Origin of the sequence: Raoultella sp. T31 (assembly GCF_002806725.1) — a bacterium.
Lineage (GTDB): Bacteria > Pseudomonadota > Gammaproteobacteria > Enterobacterales > Enterobacteriaceae > Klebsiella > Klebsiella electrica.
The window spans coordinates 17,811-36,203 of sequence record NZ_PIBO01000014.1; the positions used below are offsets into that span (position 1 = coordinate 17,811).

Consider the following 18,393-nt stretch of genomic DNA (forward strand, 5'->3'; position numbering starts at 1 on the left):
CGACAAAATGAAAAATATCAGATTCAATTCTGAGGCCGCCCCTCAATCCAAAGCTGGGCTGGTGGATATTACTATTCAGGTTAAACAGCTTCCTGCCGTCGAATTTCACGGACAGCGTGTAGTGACGTTCGCCATGATTGACGAGGCCCACCAGCGACCGAGAGACACAGCCAAAAAGGCTTTTCAGCGTAACCGCGCCCGCTTCATTGATGGCGACGATTTTTTTATTGTCGGCGCGTCTGAGGTCGAATGGGACGTCACTGATCATTTAGCCAGGGGCATTAAACGCCCTGGCAAAAAAATGAACAGCCCGATACGTGGCCGCGTAACGCTGATTACCGAATCAGGTTATCTGCTGCTGACAAAGCCGTTTAACGATGACTTGGCCTGGCAGGTACAGCGCCAGCTCGTAAAAGCTTATTTCCGTTGCCCGGAGGTTGTCACTTTCCAGCACGTCGAACTGCCATCGCTCAAAGAACTGGCAGCTATGCCGGTTATTGATGCGCAAAACACCGTAACTCGTGCAGGCAATCATTCTAAGCGGCTTCATGGCTCACAGGGCAGTAACGGGATGAACCTGCGTAAGAAGGAACTCAAAGCCCTGCGCCCGGCGGAACGGCTGGTGGATGCGATGGGGCAGATTGGCTTTGATGAATACGAGTGGGAGGCGCGGCATGATTGAGCGTAAAACAGGGTCGGTCATGCGCACTGGCGGAGATCGAGACAGCGGGCGACCATCGAAGAAGCAGAATAATTCGCTGAAAAATGAGGTCTGCGCCAGCGGGCCTAAAGCGGGAAGTTCTGTCACAGCCAAGCCGGCGGGATTTTGTAGCTGTTTGCTGGTGGTGATCAGCAATGGCGCAGACCGACCAAAGAAAAAGGGCCGGATTTCAAGTCCGACCCTTTGGCTGGATACCAAAGCCCGAATTCGGGCTCTGGGATTTCGACAAACTACCGAGAATCCGGTAGTTAACAGAATTACTGGGAGTAACCCTGTTCAGTGCGTTGAAAAGAAAAGATGTAAGCAGCCTGCAACTACGGCGATGACGAGTACTACGATTAATAGCTTGTTAAGCATTTTAATCACCTCTCAGGAGTCTTACGTTCAGCCGGGTACGTCTGGATTGTCCGACTGGCTTTTGGCCATCTTACGCTGCCGGCGCTGTAGTTCGTCACGAGCAATCGTGATGATCTGCTGGATTTCCTCACCAGCTCTCGTGCCGATCTCTTCAACACGGGTCAGCGCATCAAGGGAAGATAGCAGTAAGGCTTCCTCATTGCCTTCAGTCTGCCTGCGGGCGATTTCGCTACGCATTGCGGTAACGATGAAACCAGCAGTTGACTCCCCTTCCAGCTTTACAGATTCCATGTCATTCAAAACATCGTGTGGAACGCGGACATTTTTGATTTGTGATTTGTTGTTGACGCTACCTGTAGCCATTAGACCCCCTGTGATGTGTGTGAGTGTAATACATTACATTAATAAGTGTGCATTTAAAAGTGTTGACATGAATGCACACTTGATATCAAATGAAATACACACCTTATCCACAAGCAAAGAACAGGTAAGGCACAAAACGGCGAAGCCCAGAGGTGCGCTAACACCTTCCGGGCTTCTGACCACCAGCGTTAGCGTAGATAACGAGGTAGCTATGTCAAATCGTACCACACCCCCTGCAGGGCGGGCATCACTCAGCCCTAATTTATTCCTCTGGCGCTTTCTGGCGCTCAACCGCCATGACAAAAAGGCCAGGCCCTGCCGCCTGTCTGTCGAGGCCGCAACCGAACGTGAAGCCCGCCGCATTCTGGCACCTCACTTCATCCTCTCTCTGGCCGCTCGTCTGCCGGTAGCGGAGGTACGTCATGCTTAAAACCTTCCAGGTTGACGGGGATGCGGTTAATAAACGCGGTAACACCGTCGGCATTCACTACACCCTGACCAGCGCCAGCCCGGATGCGGCCAAATCGACCGCGCAATTACTGGCGCAGCAGGGCGGCTATCTGCACGTTCGTATCAACTTTGTCCGGGAGGTGGCAGCATGAACCTGTATAACGATTTAGTTCGCCATGAGTTCGGAAAAGGCATCACCGCCGATGAGCTGGAAAGCATTCAGAACCGCGCAGAAGAGGCCGTGAGTGATTTGGTGCTAGGTATTACTGCCATTGGCAGCCTGATGTTCTGGGCAACGGACAATGAAAACTACACCGAGGAAGCCGCAAAGGGCGACATGCGCAAAATAGGCGCAATGCTGGGTGCGGTTGGGGAGGTGGTTCTTGCGCTGAACGATACAGCAGCGAACGCGGGTTTTTCTCTATCGGACAGCGGGAACGCATCAAAACTGAGGGCGGCCAAATGAATATTAACGCTATATACCGCCATCCTGCAGAGCTTGAGGCCGAGGCGATGCTCTCCCGCATACAGCCTTATCCGGATGAGTTCACGCTGGCAGAGCGCACAGCAGAGCGTATGACCCGAGCTCGCAATGGGCTGGCTCACGTTATGACTGATTTATCCCCACACCTCGACGGTGAGCAAGCAGCCATCGTGCACTGTTGGCTGGATAAAGTCCTGGCGATTGTCGATATAGCCCGAATTGATGCGGAGGCCAGATCATGAACAGATCCGTACCTTTTGAAGTCCTGATGCATGCGGAAAATGCTCTCTCCTCTGGTGAGTCTGCTATGGCTGTTCTGGGTCTGTGGATCGATAGCATTTCCAGTGAAGATGAATACTACACTGAAGCCTGTCGGGTGGCGGCGGTAATGTCGCTGGTTAGTGATGCCGTCAGTGAGCTGGTGAAAGCGAGAGACGCTTACAGCGCAAAATAAGAGACTATGAATATGAAAAATAAAGATTCTGGATCAGTTGCCAGCGGTCTCGCTCACCCTGAAATCCTCCCAGGCGATAAATGGGCGGATAACAACGGCCTTCGGGTAATTATCGAAAGCTGCCAGTTCAACAGGGTCAAATTTTACCGCGAAGGCTATCAGTCGCCGTGTATTTACCCCGAGCAGCGGTTTATCAAAGAATTTTCACCAGCAAAAGGAGCGGGCCATGAATAAACCATTTTCTCCGGAAGCAGACCGTGATGGTGTTATTACCGGATCCGGGCTGGTGGGTTTTCTTTCGGTAGTGGAAAGCCTCTGTCGCGGCGATTACGACCATAACCTGGATGAAGGTATGGGCCTTGCCTGTGCGGTGCTGGACGGTGTGGCGCTGACGTGGTTCGCAGCTGCGCCAGAACAGCACGCTTCTCTCTGGCGATGGGTTGTTGCGGCGGCATTTATTGATGAACAGGTGAAAAATAACGGGGTTATCGACTCGATCGGCGAAAATGGCAGCAAAGTTAAGGTGGCTGTCTATGCCGGGAAACCGGGCGCAATGACCGTTTATGCGGCAGCGGAGCGTATCGCTCTTGCCAGTCACGTAGAAGGGTACGCCTTGCAGAAATACGGGCCCACGACGGGTATGGATCTGGCCATCCAGTATTACCAGACCATGGTCGAATGGCGTGATGGCACTTACTGGCTGTCTGATCATGGCCGGGATGTGCTGGCCGACCTGCATGACAATCTGCTTGCGACCATCAGCGCCTTTGGCGCGCCTTCAATGCCGACGGAGCACTAAACATATGCGAAATGATTTCGTGAACGACGTGCGCGGCAAGGCTAATGGCTACTGGCCGTCAATACTGGAGCGCCTGGCTATTCCGACCAACCGCAGCGAGGGGGCTTGCCCTGCGTGCGGAGGAAATACCCGTTACCGTTTCGATGACAAAGACGGGCGGGGCACCTACTACTGCTCACACTGTGGTGCCGGGACTGGTCTGGATCTGGTGATGAAGGTCAATCAGTGCGGCGCCAGAGAGGCGGCGGAACTGGTGGCCGGGGCGATGGCGTTACCAATGCCGGAACCGAAGCCAGCCAGAGAGAAGCCTCAGGCGGATATTGCCGGGAAAGTGGCCGGGATGCTGGCGAAATCGACCTCTGGTCAGTCAGTCTACCTCACATCAAAGGGGCTTCAATGCCCCTTCCCGTTGATGCCCGATGGTTCTCTGCTGCTGGTGCTGAAAAACGGCGCTGGCGCAGTCACCGGCGCACAGACGATTAAACCAGATGGCAATAAGCGGCTGGTGGCCGGCACGGTGAAGAAAGGCTCTTTCTACACGCTTGATTCCGTTGAATCGACGGAAGCGGTGATTATCTCCGAAGGGCTGGCAACCGCGCTTTCGGCTCACCAGCTGCGCCCTGACGCTTTATGCGTGGCCGCTGTTGATGCCGGAAACCTGCTGCCTGTTGCTGAGCTCATGCGCCAGCGGCACCCGGGGGCGCAGATCATCATTGCTGCCGATAACGACATAAAGCCGGGAGAGCCAAATACAGGCAAAGAAGCCGCGGAGAAAGCCGCTAAGGCTGTTTCTGGCTGGGTGGCTTTACCTCAGTCTGAGGAAAAGGCCGACTGGAACGACTACCACCAGCAATACGGGCTGGAAGCCGCTACGGCTGCGTTTAACGATTCGATGTACAAGCCGGAGGGCGAGAAAGTGGCAGTAAAACTTAAGGCGATTGACGGCGGAAAGAAAGAGCAAAAGCCAGCCCCGCGAGCTGATGAACTGAAACCTCGCGTGGAGAGCCGCGCCGATGGACTGTACTGGATCACGCCAAAGGTGGACAAAGACAGCGGCGAGATTATCAATAACGAAACATGGCTGTGCTCGCCGCTTGAAGTGGTCGGGGCTGGAAGCGACGGTACCGAGCGTTATCTTGTTTTGCGCTGGCGTTCGCCGCGTGGCCACGAAGATATGACCAGGGCGATCCCCTGCGCGGATATCGGAGAGCGTGAAGGCTGGCGATCCCTCAAGGGTGGTGGGGTAAATGTCACGACGAAAAGCACGTTCCGGGCGATTCTGGCCGACTGGTTGCAGCAGTGTGGCGCGGGCCATGAGTGGATTATCACCCATACCACTGGCTGGCATCATGGGGCCTATATCATGCCGGATGGTGAGGTGATTGGTGAGCCAGAGACGCCCATTCTCTTTAACGGTCGCAGCGCGGCATCTTCCGGGTATGCCGTTGCTGGTACGGCTGCCAGCTGGCGGGATTCTGTCGCCCGCCTGGCCGGGGGGAACCCTTCCATGATGCTGGGCGTGGCAGCGGCATTATCGGCGCCGCTTATCGGGCTGGTGGGTGCTGATGGCTTCGGCGTCCATTTGTTCGAACAGTCGAGTGCTGGTAAGACCACCACCGCCAATATTGCGAGCAGCCTGTGGGGTGAGCCGGATGCGTTGCGGCTTACCTGGTACGGTACGGCGCTTGGCATCGCCAATGAAGCGGAAGCACATAACGACAGCCTGTTACCGCTTGATGAGGTGGGACAGGGCAGCAGCGCTAAAGATGTTGCGACTTCGGCTTATACCCTGTTTAACGGTGCCGGAAAGCTGCAGGGAGCCAAAGAGGGCGGAAACCGGGAACTGAAACGCTGGCGAACGGTGGCGATCAGCACCGGGGAAATGGACATAGAAACCTTCCTGGCTGCGGGTGGGTTAAAGGTCAAAGCGGGGCAACTGGTGCGTCTGCTGAACATCCCGATGGAGAAATCCACGGTCTTTAACGGTCTGCCGAACGGCAAGGCTCATGCCGAGGCACTGAAAGAGGCATGGAACGATAATCACGGTGCTGCGGGTCGTGAGTGGGTTAAATGGCTGGCAGCCCATCAGCAGGAGGCTAAACAGGCGGTACGTGACGCGCAAACGCGGTGGCGTAGCCTCATTCCGGCTGATTATGGTGATCAGGTACACCGTGTGGCCGAACGCTTTGCCATCCTTGAAGCGGCTCTGGTAACGGGAGCGCCGATCACTGGCTGGAGTGAGCAGGCCAGTCGTGATGCCATTCAGCACAGCTTTAACGCCTGGGTGAAAGAGTTCGGGACGGGTAACAAGGAGCACCAGCAGATCATCGAGCAGTGCGAGGCGTTTCTGAATGCCTATGGTCTGAGCCGGTTCGCTCCGTTGCCTTATGACCCCGCCAGCCTGCCAATCAGCAACCTCGCCGGGTACCGCAAGCGGAAGAGCAGCCATGACGATGCGCCGATGGTGTTCTACACGTTCCCTGCAACGTTTGAGAAGGAGATTGCTCAGACCTTTAACGTCAGCCAGTTCGCACGAGCACTTATCTCTGCCGGAATGCTTTCGGAGCCAGCCAGCGGGCGCGGGTATCAGCAAAAATCACCGCGTGTTAATGGACGACAGGTCAACGTTTATGTACTCCAGTACGGTACAGAAAAAGACGAGAGTTAAATTACACATGTGAGGCTTATTAATGTTGGTTCAGTTGGTTCAGTAAGTATTGGTTGTGTTTATATGTATGTTTTACATGTATTTATTTGTTTTAAATTGAACCAACACCGAACCAACAAATGGCTGTTTTGAACCAACAATCCACTATATTGAACCAACATTGAGCCAGTGTGCGGCTATTGCCGATGAGAAATTGCGTGAAGCTGTTGCGCTCAGGCGGAACTATTGCCAGCGTATGGCGGCGGGTATCAAACCGGATACGCGACTGTCTGGCGGCTGAACCATGCAGCGGAGCGAGGGGGAGATGAACGGGTTGTTCGTGTCAGGAGAGCAATATGAAACAGTTTCTGATTTGTTTCGGACAGCCGTCCCTGGCTATTTCGGTTGGTTATCTGGACTACTGTAACGAGAATCAGTATCCGGCCATCATTATCTGGCAGCGGATGAGATTTGCCGATATCGTCTGGCTGAATGAGCCGTATCAGGTGTCTCATCGCGACCTGTTCAGCCACCTGGATTTTCGGCGCGACATTGAGCAGCGCGCCGAGGAAATTTATCAGCAGCACACAACGGCAATGACATCACGGGCTATCACTTTTTCTCTCATGCGATTTTACAATCTCGATATTGGATGTGCTGAGGCCGCGGCTTTACAACTGTTTGATATGACGTTAAACATTATTGATGAATACACCGGGCATGGTGAGCAGGTATGACAGCACAGATTTCAGCATATGGCCGGCTGGTGGCCGGACAAGTTTGTCGGTAGCCCACCAGCCAATTTACTCTACTCAGCCACCAGCGGAACCGCCCGTTCGCGGCGAGCTGACCAGTCAAAAGAAGAAATGAGGTTAATTATGGCCAATATTACTCAAGATGATGAATGGATGATGGAAGCGGGAATTATAGCGAGGATGTATATGACTCCCCGGCAAATAAGAGCTTACCGTAGCGGGCGGTGGGTAGAAGGCATTCATTATAAGAAGCATTCCCCCGATCCGTTCGCTACAGAAGGGAGAGCGACACTTCTTTATAACTACACAAAAATCAATAAGCTTGTTGGAGATACTTAATGATTATGCTGGCTGGTGGCCGACCCGGAGACCAGAACAACGGGAAAAGGTACGAATATGGCGATGGCCCGGCTGGCGGTATCACTGCCCTGTAATACCGCACAGGGTGGTTAGTACTGCTTATAGCTGAGTGCAGAATAATTTCTGTTAAATATATGTGAAAATATGCTGTCTCATATTATACCGGTAGATTACTATTTTAATAATTCACATACCCTGTCAATCTCATTACTTTGATTGCTAATGATAAAGTTTGCGGCCATTTTTAGTGTTTCAATGTTTGCTTTCGTTACGTTATCCATATCATCCGATGCCTTATCCAGGGTTGCCTGGAATCTATGGTATTTTTCGCCCAGAAGAGAATTCATCTGATAATTTACAGCATCAGCTGAGCCGTCAAACATGCAACTTAACAATGGCAAAACCCATTCTAATTTCCCCCATCCTTTTGCATCATCATAAGGTATTGCCCGTGTGTGCTCGCCGGTTCCAAGTGATATCAAAATGAAGTCATTATCACCAGGGAATATTTTTTTTGCCTCTACGAATGCGGATACGGCAGGGCTATTGATGAATACACCTCCATCAATAAGAGCTCTTTTGCTCCCTCCTATAGATATATATGCCGGTTCAAAATAAGTCGGAGCGGCGGAGGTTGCTCTGGCTGCATCTTTCATTAGCACATTGCTATATCTATCATCCCAACTCTTTAGGAATAAAGGAGTCCTTTGCTGGATGTCATAACTTGTTACGAGCGTTTTTGTTATACTGGACTTCATTTCATCGTCGCCAAAATACTCATTGAGAACACTTTCCAGCCCCTTTGCTGAGTACGTTTCATCAGCCAATCCCGCTACAGAAGAAACACCTTTCCAGAAAGAACGAGGGAATATATCTTTTCCTCTGTCTTCATAAATTTTCACAAGGTCACTCGCTTTATATCTCGCATCACCTTTTGAATCTTTTTTAGCGCAACCTAGAGCAAGTATCGCTCCGGTTGATGTTCCGGCCATTAAATCAAAGCATTTAGAAATGGGCTTTCCTACCCTCTCTTCAATTTCAGCTAGTATTAAGGCAGGGATAATTCCACGAATACCACCACCATCAATGCTAAGTATTTTTCTCGTAGCCATGATATGACACTCCAGAATGTGTTTAGGGGGAGCTCTACGTCTTACATCATTGTTAAGGGATTTGTATCATTGAGATTTTAATTGATAAGCATAAAATATGACAAAAAGACTTCACCGTTAATTTGTATTTTAGATACCATAACCATTGCGCAAACTTCAAATGTAAGTGAGGCCCCGGAAGAAATGTTTGGTATCTTCTATACACGTTAGCTTTTAAGCTTTCTTTTTCAAGTATGATGAGTAAATATTATTTATATGTAGCTGCTAATTATGATCACTGAAATGAATAATAATCTCACATTCACAAAAAACACCCAATTACAATAATTAATGATTCCAGTGATAATTGCTTTATATCAAAATGAAAACAGCATTTAATAATGCATAGCACGGAACATTATGGAATGTTAAGGTCAAAAAGAAGAGGTGAGACCATGATAACGAATTATCTGTTGATGTCGTATATTGCACTTGCTTCCTGCTGGCCTGTGACGCTGATCCTGCTATCGGTAGCCGTTGTCGTGTTACTGCATGCTGAACGGCGGGTGCTGAATTTGTCCATCGTTGTCCTGGTTGGTTTTCTGGTCTTTGCTGCCTGGCAGTTCGGGGCGACGATGCGTAGCCCCTCTTCATGGCTGGTGGGAGGCGCAGGCAGCTTTGTACATCTTGCCGGGATAGAAGGCCGGTAAGACCCCGACTCCCGCCATCAATACCTGACCCCCTTTTCGTTACTGTGCAAATCTGCACAGTTTCTTTCTTTAGTTCACAAATCAATCAATTTCCCTTCTGGTAACGATCAAATTTACTCTTTCATATTTTGCAATATAAGCAATGATCATTCCGTTATTTGCAATTATAATGACTGTATAAATATCAGGGGGGTGGCATATGTCCAGACAAAACGTAAAGGTAAAACCAGTATTACTTAGCTTCGAACAGATAAAGGCGCTGAGTAACATTCAGGAGCAGCACCGCAAAGCGTCCAGCGTCGGTGTGGCGCCTACTATCCATGAAATTGCCCGCGGTCTGATGGACAAGGCGCTTGCGTCTTTGTCAGACGGGGCAAAAGTATGAACGCTGAGACCCTGAAGGACTTTTTAATCAGCCTGGGCTTCAAGGTGGATGATGCCGGCGCCAGAAAGTTTGATGCCATCGTTACCGGCGCGACACTCAAGGCGATTGAGCTGGGTGCTAAGGTGGAACTGGCCGCTGCGTCTGTCGTGGCATTCACCGCGAAAGTCGCCAGCAGCCTCGATAACCTGTACTGGGCCTCTCAGCGCACCGGCGCAACGGTAGAGGGCATTAAGCAGATAGGCTACGCCGTCAGCCAGATGGGCGGCAGCGTGGACGCCGCCCGCGGCTCTCTGGAAAGCCTGGCTCATTTTATCCGTACCAGTCCGGGCGCTGAGGGCTTCCTGAATCGCCTGGGCGTTCAGACCCGCGATGCCAGCGGCAACATGCGCGATATGGCGACGATCTTTACTGGCGTCGGCCAGCGGCTTAGCAGCATGCCGTACTACCGCGCTAACCAGTACGCGCAGATGCTGGGCATGGATGAAAATACCCTGCTGGCGATGCGTCGCGGCATCGGCGAGTACATGGGCCAGTACAATGCCATGAAAAAGGCCATCGGGTTTAATCCTGATCAGGCTGCGGCGGCATCCAACCGGTTTATGACGTCGCTCCGGTCGTTCGGCGAAATGGCCGGCATGGCTCGCGACAAAATCGGTTCTAACCTCGCGGGTGGTCTCGCTGGCGCCATTGATAACCTTCGCCGCCAGATCCTCGATAACTTCCCGAAAATAGAGCGCACCATTAACGCGGTTGTGAAAGGCATTCTCTGGATGGGGGAGGCCGTCGGACGGGTGGTCTATCGTCTGATACAGGCCGCGGGTGATATCCGGGACTGGTGGAAAGGGCTTGATGAAGACTCTCAGAAACTCATCGGTACGCTTGGCGGAATGCTGCTGATTTGGCGCCTGCTGAACGCCGCTATGCTCGCCTCTCCGATAACCTGGGTGCTGGCGCTCGCTGGTGCGCTTCTGCTGCTCTATGACGATTACAAAACATGGAAAGAAGGCGGTAAAAGCCTTATCGACTGGAAGCAGTGGGAGCCCGCCATTGAGAAAGCCAAAGCGGCGATATTATGGCTTCGCGACAAGTTTCTGGGCCTGAAGGACGATGTGGGAGGATGGAAAAATGCCCTGGAAGGAATCGCTACCTTCATGGCTGGTGCATGGGTGGCGAAAATCATTGGTGCTCATTCTAAACTGATGGGCCTCCCGTTACCGCCCTGGCTGAAGCTCTGGGCTCTGTATGCCGGGTATATTGTCAGCGATAAAGATAACATCTCTGACAGCGCCAAATCCTCCTGGAATTACACGAAGCGAAATATCGGTGATGCGCTGGCTGCGATTGGTATCAAAACAGATCTTGGTCGGAAAGATGTCAGTGAAGTTCGTGACCACCCCGCATGGATGGACTGGTTGCTCGGACCCGGAAAGATTATCCGTTATGGGCAGAGTAACGGCGTGGTATATGGGCCCAATATTCAGGGTGACATTCCGGGTGGCGATGCCGCTCAGTACGGGCAGTCTGTTAAGCGGCCACAGGCCACTAAAGCAGGCGCTCAGCTACTGGGCTGGATGGCACCTATGATGGGCAAACTGGAAGCGCTGTATAACCTTCCTGCGGGCCTACTCCGTAGTGTGGCTCTTACTGAGTCAGGGGGAGACCAGTTTGCTGTATCCGGAGCTGGAGCACAGGGAATGTTCCAGTTCATGCCAGGCACTGCTCGGGATATGGGGCTGCGCGGCAACGATGTGTTTAACCCGATGAAAGCGGCAGAAGCAGCGGCGCGATATCTCTCGATGCTCCTGCAGAAGAACGGCGGCGATCTGGGTAAAGCGCTGGCGTCTTACAACTGGGGCATCGGTAACGTGCAGAAGTACGGCATGGCACTGATGCCGCAGGAAACCAGACAATATATCCCCAAAGTGCTCAGTAATATGCCAGGCGGTGGAGCAACGCTGAATCAGGAAACGAACATTCATATCCACGGCGTCAATAATCCGCGAGAGGCGGCAAATCTGGTGGTCGAAAGACAGAACGCCATAAACAATCGCGCAACTCAGGATCTGGCAGGGGGTAACTGATGGATATTCTCTCAACGCTGTTCCAGCAGCATACCCGCAATATCGGGATTATCGTGCCGGATGTGGTGGTCTCGGAGAAGCACAGTGATGTGCTGGAGATTACCGAACATCCCGTCGAGAAGGTCACCAGTGCAGGTACGGGGGTGATGACAGACCACGCCTACCGTCGGCCGTCCGAAGTCGTCATGGAGGTGGGCTTTGCCGGCGGCGGGTCATTGCTGGATTTATTCGATACCACCAGCTTTGGCATCAAAGCGAAGCTGAGCCCGAAAGAGGTGTATCAGCAAATCCTCGATCTGCAGCGCTCGCGGGAGCCATTCGACGTCACGACGGGCAAGCGACTGTACACCAACATGCTGATCCGTAGTCTGGAGGTCACCACCGACCGTACCAGCGAAAACGTCCTGCGTGCCGTTCTGACGCTTCGCGAGGTCATTATCACGCAGACCCAGAGCATAACGGTAGCCGATAAGGCTGATATGGCGCTCGGCGTTAACACCTCAGCAGTCCAGGACAAAGGCGTAAAAAACCCGGTTCCGGTCGATGAATCGTTAATCTACAAACTCAGCAAACTGGCAGGTGTTAAATGAGTGTGACCGAAATTCCGTTAAGCCCCGACAGCCAGAGCTTCAGCGTAACCCTGAACAGCACCGAATACCGGATGCGTGTTGTGTGGCGTGGTGCCTGCTGGTTCCTCGACCTGATGGACAGTGCCGGTACGCTGATAATCGGCGGTATCCCGCTTATCACTGGTGCTGACCTGCTGGCGCAATACACTTACCTCAATCTGGGATTTTCGCTGTATGTGGCCTGTGATGACCCGACCAGCGAAAACCCGACTCAGTTTGATCTCGGCATTAAAAGCCACCTTTACGCAGAGACAGAGGAATAATTATGTCAAAGAACTGGATGCGTCACTTTGAGCTGGTGCTCACCGATAACGAAGGTAAGGGCCTGGTGCTCAGCGAGTTTAAAGCGACGTTCGAAATCGAATGGAACGATAATAAATGGCCCAGCGTGGCGACCGTGCGCGTGTATAACGTGGCCAGCGAGACGGCAAACCGCATTATGGGTCGTGAGTTCTCGAAAATGAAAATCATCGCCGGGTACGATGGCATTGCGCCAGTTGTTCCGGCCAGCGAAGTAGGCAAGGTTCACGAGGTGGATCCGTCTCAGGTCGGGCAGACGAACGGCGCCAACTATGGGGTAATTTTTAGCGGAGATATCCGTTTTACCGTCACCGGGAAAGATAACGTAACCGACAGTTGGGTGCAGGTTCAGGCGTGCGATGGTCAGGAAGCGTTTTCTAAAGCGTTTATCAGCACGACGCTGGCGAAAGGCTACACCGTGAAAGACGTGTACAACGTGCTGATGCGTGCGCTTGAGCCTTTCGGCATTGTCAGCGGTGCGGTACCGGAATTCCCGTCTACGGTCTTCCCGCGCGGCCGAGTGCTGCACGGTACCGTTCAGCAGTATCTCGATAACGTGGCGAATCAGTGCGGCGCCCGTTGGCAGTTCGCTTATGGCCGGGTAGATATGCTCACCGCTGATATGGCCATGCATAAGGCGGTTGTCCTGAATTCGGATACCGGGCTGGTGGGCATGCCGCAGCAGACCATCGGTGGCGGGGTGAACGTGAAATGCCTTATCAATCCGAACATCCGGTTAAATGGCCTTATTCAGCTGGATCAGACCTCCATCTACCGCGCTCAGTTGTCAGGCGAGCAGGTGAAACAGTCTGGCCCTATTACCGTCGATACCGTCAACGGCAACCAGGTGACGACCGGTCTGGCCCAGCGGCAGAACCCGGCCAGCATCGCAACAGATGGCGTTTATCTGGTGCGCTATATCATTTATCGCGGTGATACCCGCGGGCAGGAGTGGTATATGGACATGGCCTGTGAAGCGCGTAGCGCGGCAGATGTGCCGAATAAAAACTTGTTGAATGCAGGGTTCTAAACAATGAGAAACGTTAAATCTTGGTGTTGGCCTTCAGTTTTTCTCGCTCTGTCATGTGCTCCATCGACGTTATTCGCAGCAGCGCAATGCGGTGGTTTTTTGCTGAAAATGGATGAAGGTGGAAGCATGACTTATGTCAATGGAGAGCAGGTTACATCGCAGAAAATCTATTTTTTAGGCGCTAAGGGTGATTACAACCAAATGAAAATGGAAATGACTCTGATGCCAGCCAGAGACGGCAATATGTACGGCTACGAGTTCATTAAGCAGAACGGTAAAGCCTTTCTGAACGTTGAGCTGATTCGCCGGGTTATGGAAGAGCCCCGCATTATCGGTAGTTTCGACTGTAAGCGCGTACCGGACTAAGGGGCAAAAGATGGCGAATATCAGACCTGCTGAACTTCAGGAAACTCTGGAGCGTGTGAGGGAAAAATCTGTCGCAAACGCCAGGACAGCATTACCTGGCGTAATCCAGTCATTTGACCCGGATACGGTGACCTGCGTTGTGTCGCTTTGCAGCAAATCGAGCAAGCCGGTACCGTATGAAGATATCGGCAAAACGGAGTCTATGGATTTCCCGCTGCTGGTGGACCTGCCGGTGGTCTTTCCTCACGGTGGCGGCGTTACGCTGACCTTCCCGCTGGCTGAAGGTGATGAATGCCTGGTTGTGTTCTCCGACCGCTGTATCGATTTCTGGTGGCAGAACGGCGGGGTGCAGGAGCTGGTGGACTGGCGCAGTCATGATTTATCGGATGCGTTTGTTATTCCCGGTCCACAGTCGCAGGCGAAGAAAATCACCGGTATCAGCACCACGGCCGCGCAGCTGCGTACCGACGACGGATCGGCATTCATTGAGCTGGCACCGGGCGGCGCTGTAAACATCACCAGCCCGCAGATCACCTTTAACGGCCCCCTGCAGGTTAATGGCACGATCACGTCTACCGGCGACCAGACGGCGGCAGGTATCAGCCAGACGCGCCATACACACGGTGGTGTCGAGTCTGGTGGCAGCAATACCGGCGCACCGCAGTAAGCGATTTTCTCTGGCCGGCATGACGCCCACCAGCGGCAGGAACAGGGATGTGCCCCCGCTTTCATTGTTAAGAATTGTTAAGGTTAAAACGGAGTCTGCGGGCCACCGGCAGTGGCTCACAACAATGCGTCTGAGCAGTTCGTACACACTAATCAGGTCCGTACGTTTAGCGTACGGACATCGTAACCCGTTGAGATTGTTCCAGACTGTAAATATGCATTCTGCTCAGAATTCACTCACAGCCATCTAGTCAGCGTAATTATCGCGATCTGCGATAAACGCTAACCTGCTGATGATGTCGAAAACCTGCACCGCAGGCGCCCTGCGTAGCGGATAAACAGCGCGTTAAGCCGGGTTACATGTCAGACGAGAGGAACGGTAACGTAAGAGGAAAAATAGCATGAACAAGGCAAATCCCGGCACTGATGCGCTGAAGGTCGGCAGTCACAGCAGTGAAAACTTACCGGCATACAGGCAGGCACTTTCCGATGAAGCTGTCAGCAATAAGGCGTCTGCTGTCGACCGTATCCGGGCCAGAGTAGCGCTTCTGGTGAGCTATATTCCTGATGCGCGAGTGCCTGAAGATGAGCTCTCCGCATTGCATGAACGCATCGCCGGGCTGCCGGAGGCGCTGGAGAATAATGGTCATCGCAGCATTGCCCTGATGAATACGCACCGCCGGTTGCGGGAGCTGGAAGACCGGATTTATATACCGCTCCGTCGGGCGGCAGCAGAACAGTTCGAGCAGCTTTGCAGGGAAAGGCCCGGCATGACGGACGGCATGTTACTGCAGGCGCTGGTGGGCGATGAGATTGATGATTACCGGGCGAGAAACGCGGCGGCCTCACAGAATGCGACGCTGGCGGCGCTGATGCGATCATCCCCCCGCGCGGATATCCTCATCAGCCTGGTCCGCCAGCGAAATGATGAATATGGGGTGACAGTATTTAGCTGGCGCCCGCTGGCCCTGCCGTTGCAGGGTGTGTAGGAGGGCACTATGGCATCTGTCCGGGAGGTCGGCGCAGGTAATCGCCTGCGTTATGTCGTTAACTGGCTGGATCAGGAGACCCGCACCGGCCGGCGCAATACCTTTCGCACTATCGATGATGCGGCGGCGCTCCTGTATCAGCTGGAGGTGTCAGCCCTTGACTGGCGAACGGCAGATAATGCGGAGGTGGTAAAACGCTGGACATTGCAGAAACTGTCCTTGTTCTGGCTGGGGCATCAGCGTGACAGGCTGAACCGTAACCGGATCCGGGTGACCAGCTATGACCGCTACCGCTATTGCCTGTTAAACCTGCCGCCTGATCTGCTGAATAAAAACCTGAATAAAATCACCTCTCGCCAGCTTGGCGAACGGCTTAACCGGCAGTCGCTTGTTTATATCGGCGCGGCTTTTGCTTATCTCGTGCGGGCCGGCATGATTGCGCATAATCCGGTCCGCCGGAACCGCGCCCCGGCGGACAGACCCTGGCACATCCCGGATGAAGATACGGTGATAGCCATGCTGGAGCGGGCAGAGCAAAGGGAAAAAATCGCTGTCTGGCTGGGAGCGGCCTGCGGTCTGCGCATCAGCGAGGTGCTGGCGCTGACCTATCGTGACGTGAGTGCGGATGGCATTCAGGTACGCAACCATCTGACGTCCAGAGGGATTATTCGCGGCAGAAAACGCGGCAGGGGCCGTTCCGTCGATATGCCTGCAGGCCTGTATGAATGCCTCGATAAAACGCTGCTGGGTACCGACACGCCACTGATTGCCGGTAGCCACGGTCAGAGGCTGAGCCTGAATTACAGCACATCGGGGGTGATGAAGCGCCTGTTGAATGAGTTCGGCATAGCCCGCTACCACGATCTGCGGCATTTTGCCGTCTCCAGCCTGGTAAAAAACGGCGTCGATATTCTGGATGTGTCGGATATGGTGGGGCATTCCAGACCGTCTGTGACGCTGAATATTTACGGGCATCTTTTTCGTGAAAAACCGTCGCTGAAAAACGCCCTGCGCGGGGGAGTAAGGAGAATATAGTAAACTCCTTACTGTTCAGGCAGCATGCGGGTTCATTGACTGAAATCGACGATCGGGGCATTTCTGGATAAAACCGCATTTTTTCACGCTTTCAGAACGGTGTGGCGTCAGAATGCGGAGAAATGAGGAATGGCGCGGCCTGTAGGTCGATAAAGTGCGGCATATCGCATGGCTTCAGGCCGCATTCTACCGTTATCGATACGCCGCGGACTTTTTTGCAGTTCGTGAGCACCTGCCGTTTTTGCCAATGGCATGCCGGGAGAGGGAAAAATGAAGGTATCAGCAGCCGCTGAAAACGGCTTCCGGTTGAAGGGGATCTGGTGGACGGCGGCGACATTTACCGATGAATTAAAGCGGGTGCTGTCCCTGCACCGGGCAATAAGCAACCGCCGGATAGCGTTTCATTTCGGCGCGACTGAAAAGGCTGTCAGAAAGCTGAGGATGCGCAGTCGGACCGCCGACAGCGTGATCCGGAGTCTTGAGGAAGAGGTGAAGCGCAGCACGGATAAACCCGCGAAGTACCGGGAGCGCGACTGCTACAACAGTCACCTGGAAGACAGCGAGACCAGAAAAATACTGATCGCCGCCGAAGCGGAAAGGGACCGGCAGCGGGAGATCCGCCATACACAGAGAAAGCAGAGAACGCGCCGGGTTGTTGATGGTGCCGCACGTCATGAGCAGGCCAGAGCGCAGCGGCGTGACGCGGTACAGCGCTGCAGGCGGTCAGGGTTAACCCAGGCTCTGGCAGCAGAAAGCCTGTTGTGTTCGGTGAGTACCGTCCGGCGGTACTGGTGAGCGTTGAGCGCCGCTTACCGCTAATTTTCAGTTCTGATAACCCATTGAAAATGTTCCAGACCGGAGATTCCCGGTCTGCTCGGAATGTGTGTAACTCATTGATATTGTTCAAGACTGTAAATATACAGTCTGCTCAGAATGTACCCAGCTCATTGAGCCAGCTTAATTATCGCGAAATGCGAGAATTGGATAACCCACTGAACAGGCTTGATTATAACGAATCGTTAGAAGCAGATATCGCCTGCAGGGCTAGCCTGTTTGCCTGGCTGGATGTGGTTGTGCTTCCTTCCTGCGCGGGGCTGGTGGCTATCGGTTTCGACCGAAAATAAGTCTCAATGCCGATGAGATGTGAGCTATCACCGGCAGTCATCAGGCCGCACTTTACAGCGCGCATTATTCTGGGTTATATGCGATTATTAACGGCAGTAGATGGCAATAGACGATAATAAACGGCAGGAGATTGGATCATGGCAGTTACAACCCTAAACAGCGTGGCGGACTATCTGCTGTGCTTTGCTCAAGAGCACGGGGATGTTATGACGCCGCTGAAACTGCAGAAAATGGTGTTTTATGCCGATGCCTGGTACATGGCTCTGAACGATGGTGAAGAGCTGATCGCCGATCGGTTTGAGGCGTGGGTGCATGGCCCGGTAGCGAGAGACCTTTACATTCGTTTTGCCGACTATAAGTGGCAGCCGATCACCGGTGAAATAAGATGCCCGGAACTCACTAAGGACGTTACCGAACATCTGGACGAAATTTATAAAGTCTTTGGCGGCTACTCAGCTTATGAGCTGGAGCAGATGACCCACCAGGAAGAACCCTGGCTATTGGCTCGCGCAGGGATTCCATCCGATGTTCCGTGTCGAAATGATATCGACAAAGACGTCACTGCAAAATTCTACCGCGGCATGATGGATGCCTGA

Annotated in this window: 26 protein-coding genes and 1 pseudogene; 25 read left to right on the forward strand and 2 right to left on the reverse strand. The window is 53.0% G+C overall.

The window, feature by feature from the left end:
• Positions 1–7: 7 nt before the first annotated feature.
• On the forward strand, positions 8–682 hold the full coding sequence (locus CWM52_RS11905; protein ID WP_100684304.1) for an ORF6N domain-containing protein: 675 nt from the start codon (positions 8–10) through the stop codon (positions 680–682).
• A gap of 423 nt (positions 683–1,105) precedes the next feature.
• Here CWM52_RS11905 and CWM52_RS11910 read toward each other — a convergent pair whose 3' ends face one another.
• Positions 1,106–1,441, reverse strand: coding sequence for a YlcI/YnfO family protein (locus CWM52_RS11910; protein ID WP_100684305.1), 336 nt, complete (start codon positions 1,439–1,441; stop codon positions 1,106–1,108).
• Positions 1,442–1,652: 211 nt separating this feature from the next.
• On the opposite strand from CWM52_RS11910, the gene CWM52_RS26335 reads away from it, so the two are divergent.
• The 11 genes and pseudogenes from CWM52_RS26335 to CWM52_RS26795 all read left to right on the forward strand — a co-directional run.
• The gene (locus CWM52_RS26335; RefSeq protein WP_165785387.1) at positions 1,653–1,871 is read left to right on the forward strand and encodes a host cell division inhibitor Icd-like protein; all 219 of its coding nucleotides are present in this window, start codon (positions 1,653–1,655) and stop codon (positions 1,869–1,871) included.
• Positions 1,864–2,043: a hypothetical protein gene (locus tag CWM52_RS11915; RefSeq protein ID WP_100684306.1), complete on the forward strand. Its 180-nt coding sequence runs from the start codon at positions 1,864–1,866 to the stop codon at positions 2,041–2,043. Before CWM52_RS26335 ends, CWM52_RS11915 begins: the two co-directional genes overlap by 8 nt.
• Entirely contained in the window at positions 2,040–2,357 is a 318-nt protein-coding gene (locus tag CWM52_RS11920; RefSeq protein WP_100684307.1) for a ubiquinol-cytochrome C reductase, read from the forward strand. Before CWM52_RS11915 ends, CWM52_RS11920 begins: the two co-directional genes overlap by 4 nt.
• Positions 2,354–2,617 (forward strand): nicotinic acetylcholine receptor subunit beta, encoded by a 264-nt coding sequence (locus CWM52_RS11925; protein WP_100684308.1) that lies wholly within the window; start codon positions 2,354–2,356, stop codon positions 2,615–2,617. The genes CWM52_RS11920 and CWM52_RS11925 overlap by 4 nt, the downstream gene beginning before the upstream one ends.
• A complete protein-coding gene (locus tag CWM52_RS11930; protein WP_100684309.1) occupies positions 2,614–2,829 on the forward strand; it encodes a hypothetical protein in 216 nt (71 codons plus the stop codon). The genes CWM52_RS11925 and CWM52_RS11930 overlap by 4 nt, the downstream gene beginning before the upstream one ends.
• Before the next feature lie 12 nt (positions 2,830–2,841).
• Positions 2,842–3,063 (forward strand): DUF4222 domain-containing protein, encoded by a 222-nt coding sequence (locus CWM52_RS11935; RefSeq protein ID WP_100684395.1) that lies wholly within the window; start codon positions 2,842–2,844, stop codon positions 3,061–3,063.
• Positions 3,056–3,628 (forward strand): hypothetical protein, encoded by a 573-nt coding sequence (locus tag CWM52_RS11940; RefSeq protein ID WP_100684310.1) that lies wholly within the window; start codon positions 3,056–3,058, stop codon positions 3,626–3,628. Before CWM52_RS11935 ends, CWM52_RS11940 begins: the two co-directional genes overlap by 8 nt.
• Positions 3,629–3,632: 4 nt before the next feature.
• Positions 3,633–6,296, forward strand: coding sequence for a TOPRIM and DUF927 domain-containing protein (locus CWM52_RS11945; protein ID WP_100684311.1), 2,664 nt, complete (start codon positions 3,633–3,635; stop codon positions 6,294–6,296).
• A 335-nt stretch (positions 6,297–6,631) separates the two neighbouring features.
• Complete coding sequence (locus tag CWM52_RS11950; RefSeq protein WP_100684312.1) at positions 6,632–7,012, forward strand: hypothetical protein; 381 nt, start codon at positions 6,632–6,634, stop codon at positions 7,010–7,012.
• Between the two features lie 18 nt (positions 7,013–7,030).
• Entirely contained in the window at positions 7,031–7,369 is a 339-nt protein-coding gene (gene xisR, locus CWM52_RS26790; RefSeq protein WP_227521292.1) for an excisionase family protein, read from the forward strand.
• Positions 7,370–7,381: 12 nt separating this feature from the next.
• Positions 7,382–7,480: pseudogene (locus CWM52_RS26795) on the forward strand (single-stranded DNA-binding protein); the annotation flags it as partial.
• An 83-nt stretch (positions 7,481–7,563) separates the two neighbouring features.
• On the opposite strand, the gene CWM52_RS11965 reads toward CWM52_RS26795, so the two are convergent.
• Positions 7,564–8,502 carry a patatin-like phospholipase family protein gene (locus tag CWM52_RS11965; RefSeq protein WP_100684313.1) on the reverse strand — a complete coding sequence of 313 codons (939 nt, stop codon included), beginning with the start codon at positions 8,500–8,502 and terminating at the stop codon, positions 7,564–7,566.
• 434 nt (positions 8,503–8,936) lie between these two features.
• Between CWM52_RS11965 and CWM52_RS11970 the strand changes: the two genes are divergently transcribed.
• The 13 genes from CWM52_RS11970 (at position 8,937) to CWM52_RS12025 (ending at position 18,393) form a co-directional block, all read left to right on the forward strand.
• Positions 8,937–9,191 (forward strand): hypothetical protein, encoded by a 255-nt coding sequence (locus tag CWM52_RS11970; RefSeq protein WP_100684314.1) that lies wholly within the window; start codon positions 8,937–8,939, stop codon positions 9,189–9,191.
• Between the two features lie 199 nt (positions 9,192–9,390).
• Positions 9,391–9,576 carry a hypothetical protein gene (locus CWM52_RS11975; protein ID WP_100684315.1) on the forward strand — a complete coding sequence of 62 codons (186 nt, stop codon included), beginning with the start codon at positions 9,391–9,393 and terminating at the stop codon, positions 9,574–9,576.
• Entirely contained in the window at positions 9,573–11,657 is a 2,085-nt protein-coding gene (locus CWM52_RS11980; RefSeq protein ID WP_100684316.1) for a transglycosylase SLT domain-containing protein, read from the forward strand. Before CWM52_RS11975 ends, CWM52_RS11980 begins: the two co-directional genes overlap by 4 nt.
• Positions 11,657–12,247 carry a phage baseplate protein gene (locus CWM52_RS11985; protein WP_100684317.1) on the forward strand — a complete coding sequence of 197 codons (591 nt, stop codon included), beginning with the start codon at positions 11,657–11,659 and terminating at the stop codon, positions 12,245–12,247. Before CWM52_RS11980 ends, CWM52_RS11985 begins: the two co-directional genes overlap by 1 nt.
• Positions 12,244–12,549: a phage baseplate plug family protein gene (locus CWM52_RS11990; protein WP_100684318.1), complete on the forward strand. Its 306-nt coding sequence runs from the start codon at positions 12,244–12,246 to the stop codon at positions 12,547–12,549. The genes CWM52_RS11985 and CWM52_RS11990 overlap by 4 nt, the downstream gene beginning before the upstream one ends.
• Positions 12,550–12,551: 2 nt before the next feature.
• Entirely contained in the window at positions 12,552–13,616 is a 1,065-nt protein-coding gene (locus tag CWM52_RS11995) for a hypothetical protein (RefSeq protein WP_100684319.1), read from the forward strand.
• A 108-nt stretch (positions 13,617–13,724) separates the two neighbouring features.
• Entirely contained in the window at positions 13,725–13,982 is a 258-nt protein-coding gene (locus CWM52_RS12000; protein ID WP_227521295.1) for a hypothetical protein, read from the forward strand.
• A gap of 10 nt (positions 13,983–13,992) precedes the next feature.
• Positions 13,993–14,649, forward strand: coding sequence for a Gp138 family membrane-puncturing spike protein (locus tag CWM52_RS12005; RefSeq protein WP_100684321.1), 657 nt, complete (start codon positions 13,993–13,995; stop codon positions 14,647–14,649).
• 400 nt (positions 14,650–15,049) lie between these two features.
• Entirely contained in the window at positions 15,050–15,637 is a 588-nt protein-coding gene (locus CWM52_RS12010; protein ID WP_100684322.1) for a hypothetical protein, read from the forward strand.
• Between the two features lie 9 nt (positions 15,638–15,646).
• The gene (locus CWM52_RS12015; protein WP_100684323.1) at positions 15,647–16,672 is read left to right on the forward strand and encodes a tyrosine-type recombinase/integrase; all 1,026 of its coding nucleotides are present in this window, start codon (positions 15,647–15,649) and stop codon (positions 16,670–16,672) included.
• Positions 16,673–16,942: 270 nt separating this feature from the next.
• Positions 16,943–17,467: a hypothetical protein gene (locus CWM52_RS12020; RefSeq protein WP_100684324.1), complete on the forward strand. Its 525-nt coding sequence runs from the start codon at positions 16,943–16,945 to the stop codon at positions 17,465–17,467.
• Positions 17,464–17,796: a hypothetical protein gene (locus CWM52_RS26135; protein ID WP_133121745.1), complete on the forward strand. Its 333-nt coding sequence runs from the start codon at positions 17,464–17,466 to the stop codon at positions 17,794–17,796. Before CWM52_RS12020 ends, CWM52_RS26135 begins: the two co-directional genes overlap by 4 nt.
• Positions 17,797–17,934: 138 nt before the next feature.
• Complete coding sequence (locus CWM52_RS12025; RefSeq protein ID WP_048974492.1) at positions 17,935–18,393, forward strand: Panacea domain-containing protein; 459 nt, start codon at positions 17,935–17,937, stop codon at positions 18,391–18,393.

Coding starts and splice junctions, on each gene's coding strand:
- CWM52_RS11905 (WP_100684304.1), top strand. CDS start 8: ATGAAAAATATCAGATTCAATTCTGAGGCCGCCCCTCAATCCAAAGCT.
- CWM52_RS11910 (WP_100684305.1), bottom strand. CDS start 1,441: ATGGCTACAGGTAGCGTCAACAACAAATCACAAATCAAAAATGTCCGC.
- CWM52_RS26335 (WP_165785387.1), top strand. CDS start 1,653: ATGTCAAATCGTACCACACCCCCTGCAGGGCGGGCATCACTCAGCCCT.
- CWM52_RS11915 (WP_100684306.1), top strand. CDS start 1,864: ATGCTTAAAACCTTCCAGGTTGACGGGGATGCGGTTAATAAACGCGGT.
- CWM52_RS11920 (WP_100684307.1), top strand. CDS start 2,040: ATGAACCTGTATAACGATTTAGTTCGCCATGAGTTCGGAAAAGGCATC.
- CWM52_RS11925 (WP_100684308.1), top strand. CDS start 2,354: ATGAATATTAACGCTATATACCGCCATCCTGCAGAGCTTGAGGCCGAG.
- CWM52_RS11930 (WP_100684309.1), top strand. CDS start 2,614: ATGAACAGATCCGTACCTTTTGAAGTCCTGATGCATGCGGAAAATGCT.
- CWM52_RS11935 (WP_100684395.1), top strand. CDS start 2,842: ATGAAAAATAAAGATTCTGGATCAGTTGCCAGCGGTCTCGCTCACCCT.
- CWM52_RS11940 (WP_100684310.1), top strand. CDS start 3,056: ATGAATAAACCATTTTCTCCGGAAGCAGACCGTGATGGTGTTATTACC.
- CWM52_RS11945 (WP_100684311.1), top strand. CDS start 3,633: ATGCGAAATGATTTCGTGAACGACGTGCGCGGCAAGGCTAATGGCTAC.
- CWM52_RS11950 (WP_100684312.1), top strand. CDS start 6,632: ATGAAACAGTTTCTGATTTGTTTCGGACAGCCGTCCCTGGCTATTTCG.
- xisR (WP_227521292.1), top strand. CDS start 7,031: ATGGCCGGCTGGTGGCCGGACAAGTTTGTCGGTAGCCCACCAGCCAAT.
- CWM52_RS11965 (WP_100684313.1), bottom strand. CDS start 8,502: ATGGCTACGAGAAAAATACTTAGCATTGATGGTGGTGGTATTCGTGGA.
- CWM52_RS11970 (WP_100684314.1), top strand. CDS start 8,937: ATGATAACGAATTATCTGTTGATGTCGTATATTGCACTTGCTTCCTGC.
- CWM52_RS11975 (WP_100684315.1), top strand. CDS start 9,391: ATGTCCAGACAAAACGTAAAGGTAAAACCAGTATTACTTAGCTTCGAA.
- CWM52_RS11980 (WP_100684316.1), top strand. CDS start 9,573: ATGAACGCTGAGACCCTGAAGGACTTTTTAATCAGCCTGGGCTTCAAG.
- CWM52_RS11985 (WP_100684317.1), top strand. CDS start 11,657: ATGGATATTCTCTCAACGCTGTTCCAGCAGCATACCCGCAATATCGGG.
- CWM52_RS11990 (WP_100684318.1), top strand. CDS start 12,244: ATGAGTGTGACCGAAATTCCGTTAAGCCCCGACAGCCAGAGCTTCAGC.
- CWM52_RS11995 (WP_100684319.1), top strand. CDS start 12,552: ATGTCAAAGAACTGGATGCGTCACTTTGAGCTGGTGCTCACCGATAAC.
- CWM52_RS12000 (WP_227521295.1), top strand. CDS start 13,725: ATGGATGAAGGTGGAAGCATGACTTATGTCAATGGAGAGCAGGTTACA.
- CWM52_RS12005 (WP_100684321.1), top strand. CDS start 13,993: ATGGCGAATATCAGACCTGCTGAACTTCAGGAAACTCTGGAGCGTGTG.
- CWM52_RS12010 (WP_100684322.1), top strand. CDS start 15,050: ATGAACAAGGCAAATCCCGGCACTGATGCGCTGAAGGTCGGCAGTCAC.
- CWM52_RS12015 (WP_100684323.1), top strand. CDS start 15,647: ATGGCATCTGTCCGGGAGGTCGGCGCAGGTAATCGCCTGCGTTATGTC.
- CWM52_RS12020 (WP_100684324.1), top strand. CDS start 16,943: ATGAAGGTATCAGCAGCCGCTGAAAACGGCTTCCGGTTGAAGGGGATC.
- CWM52_RS12025 (WP_048974492.1), top strand. CDS start 17,935: ATGGCAGTTACAACCCTAAACAGCGTGGCGGACTATCTGCTGTGCTTT.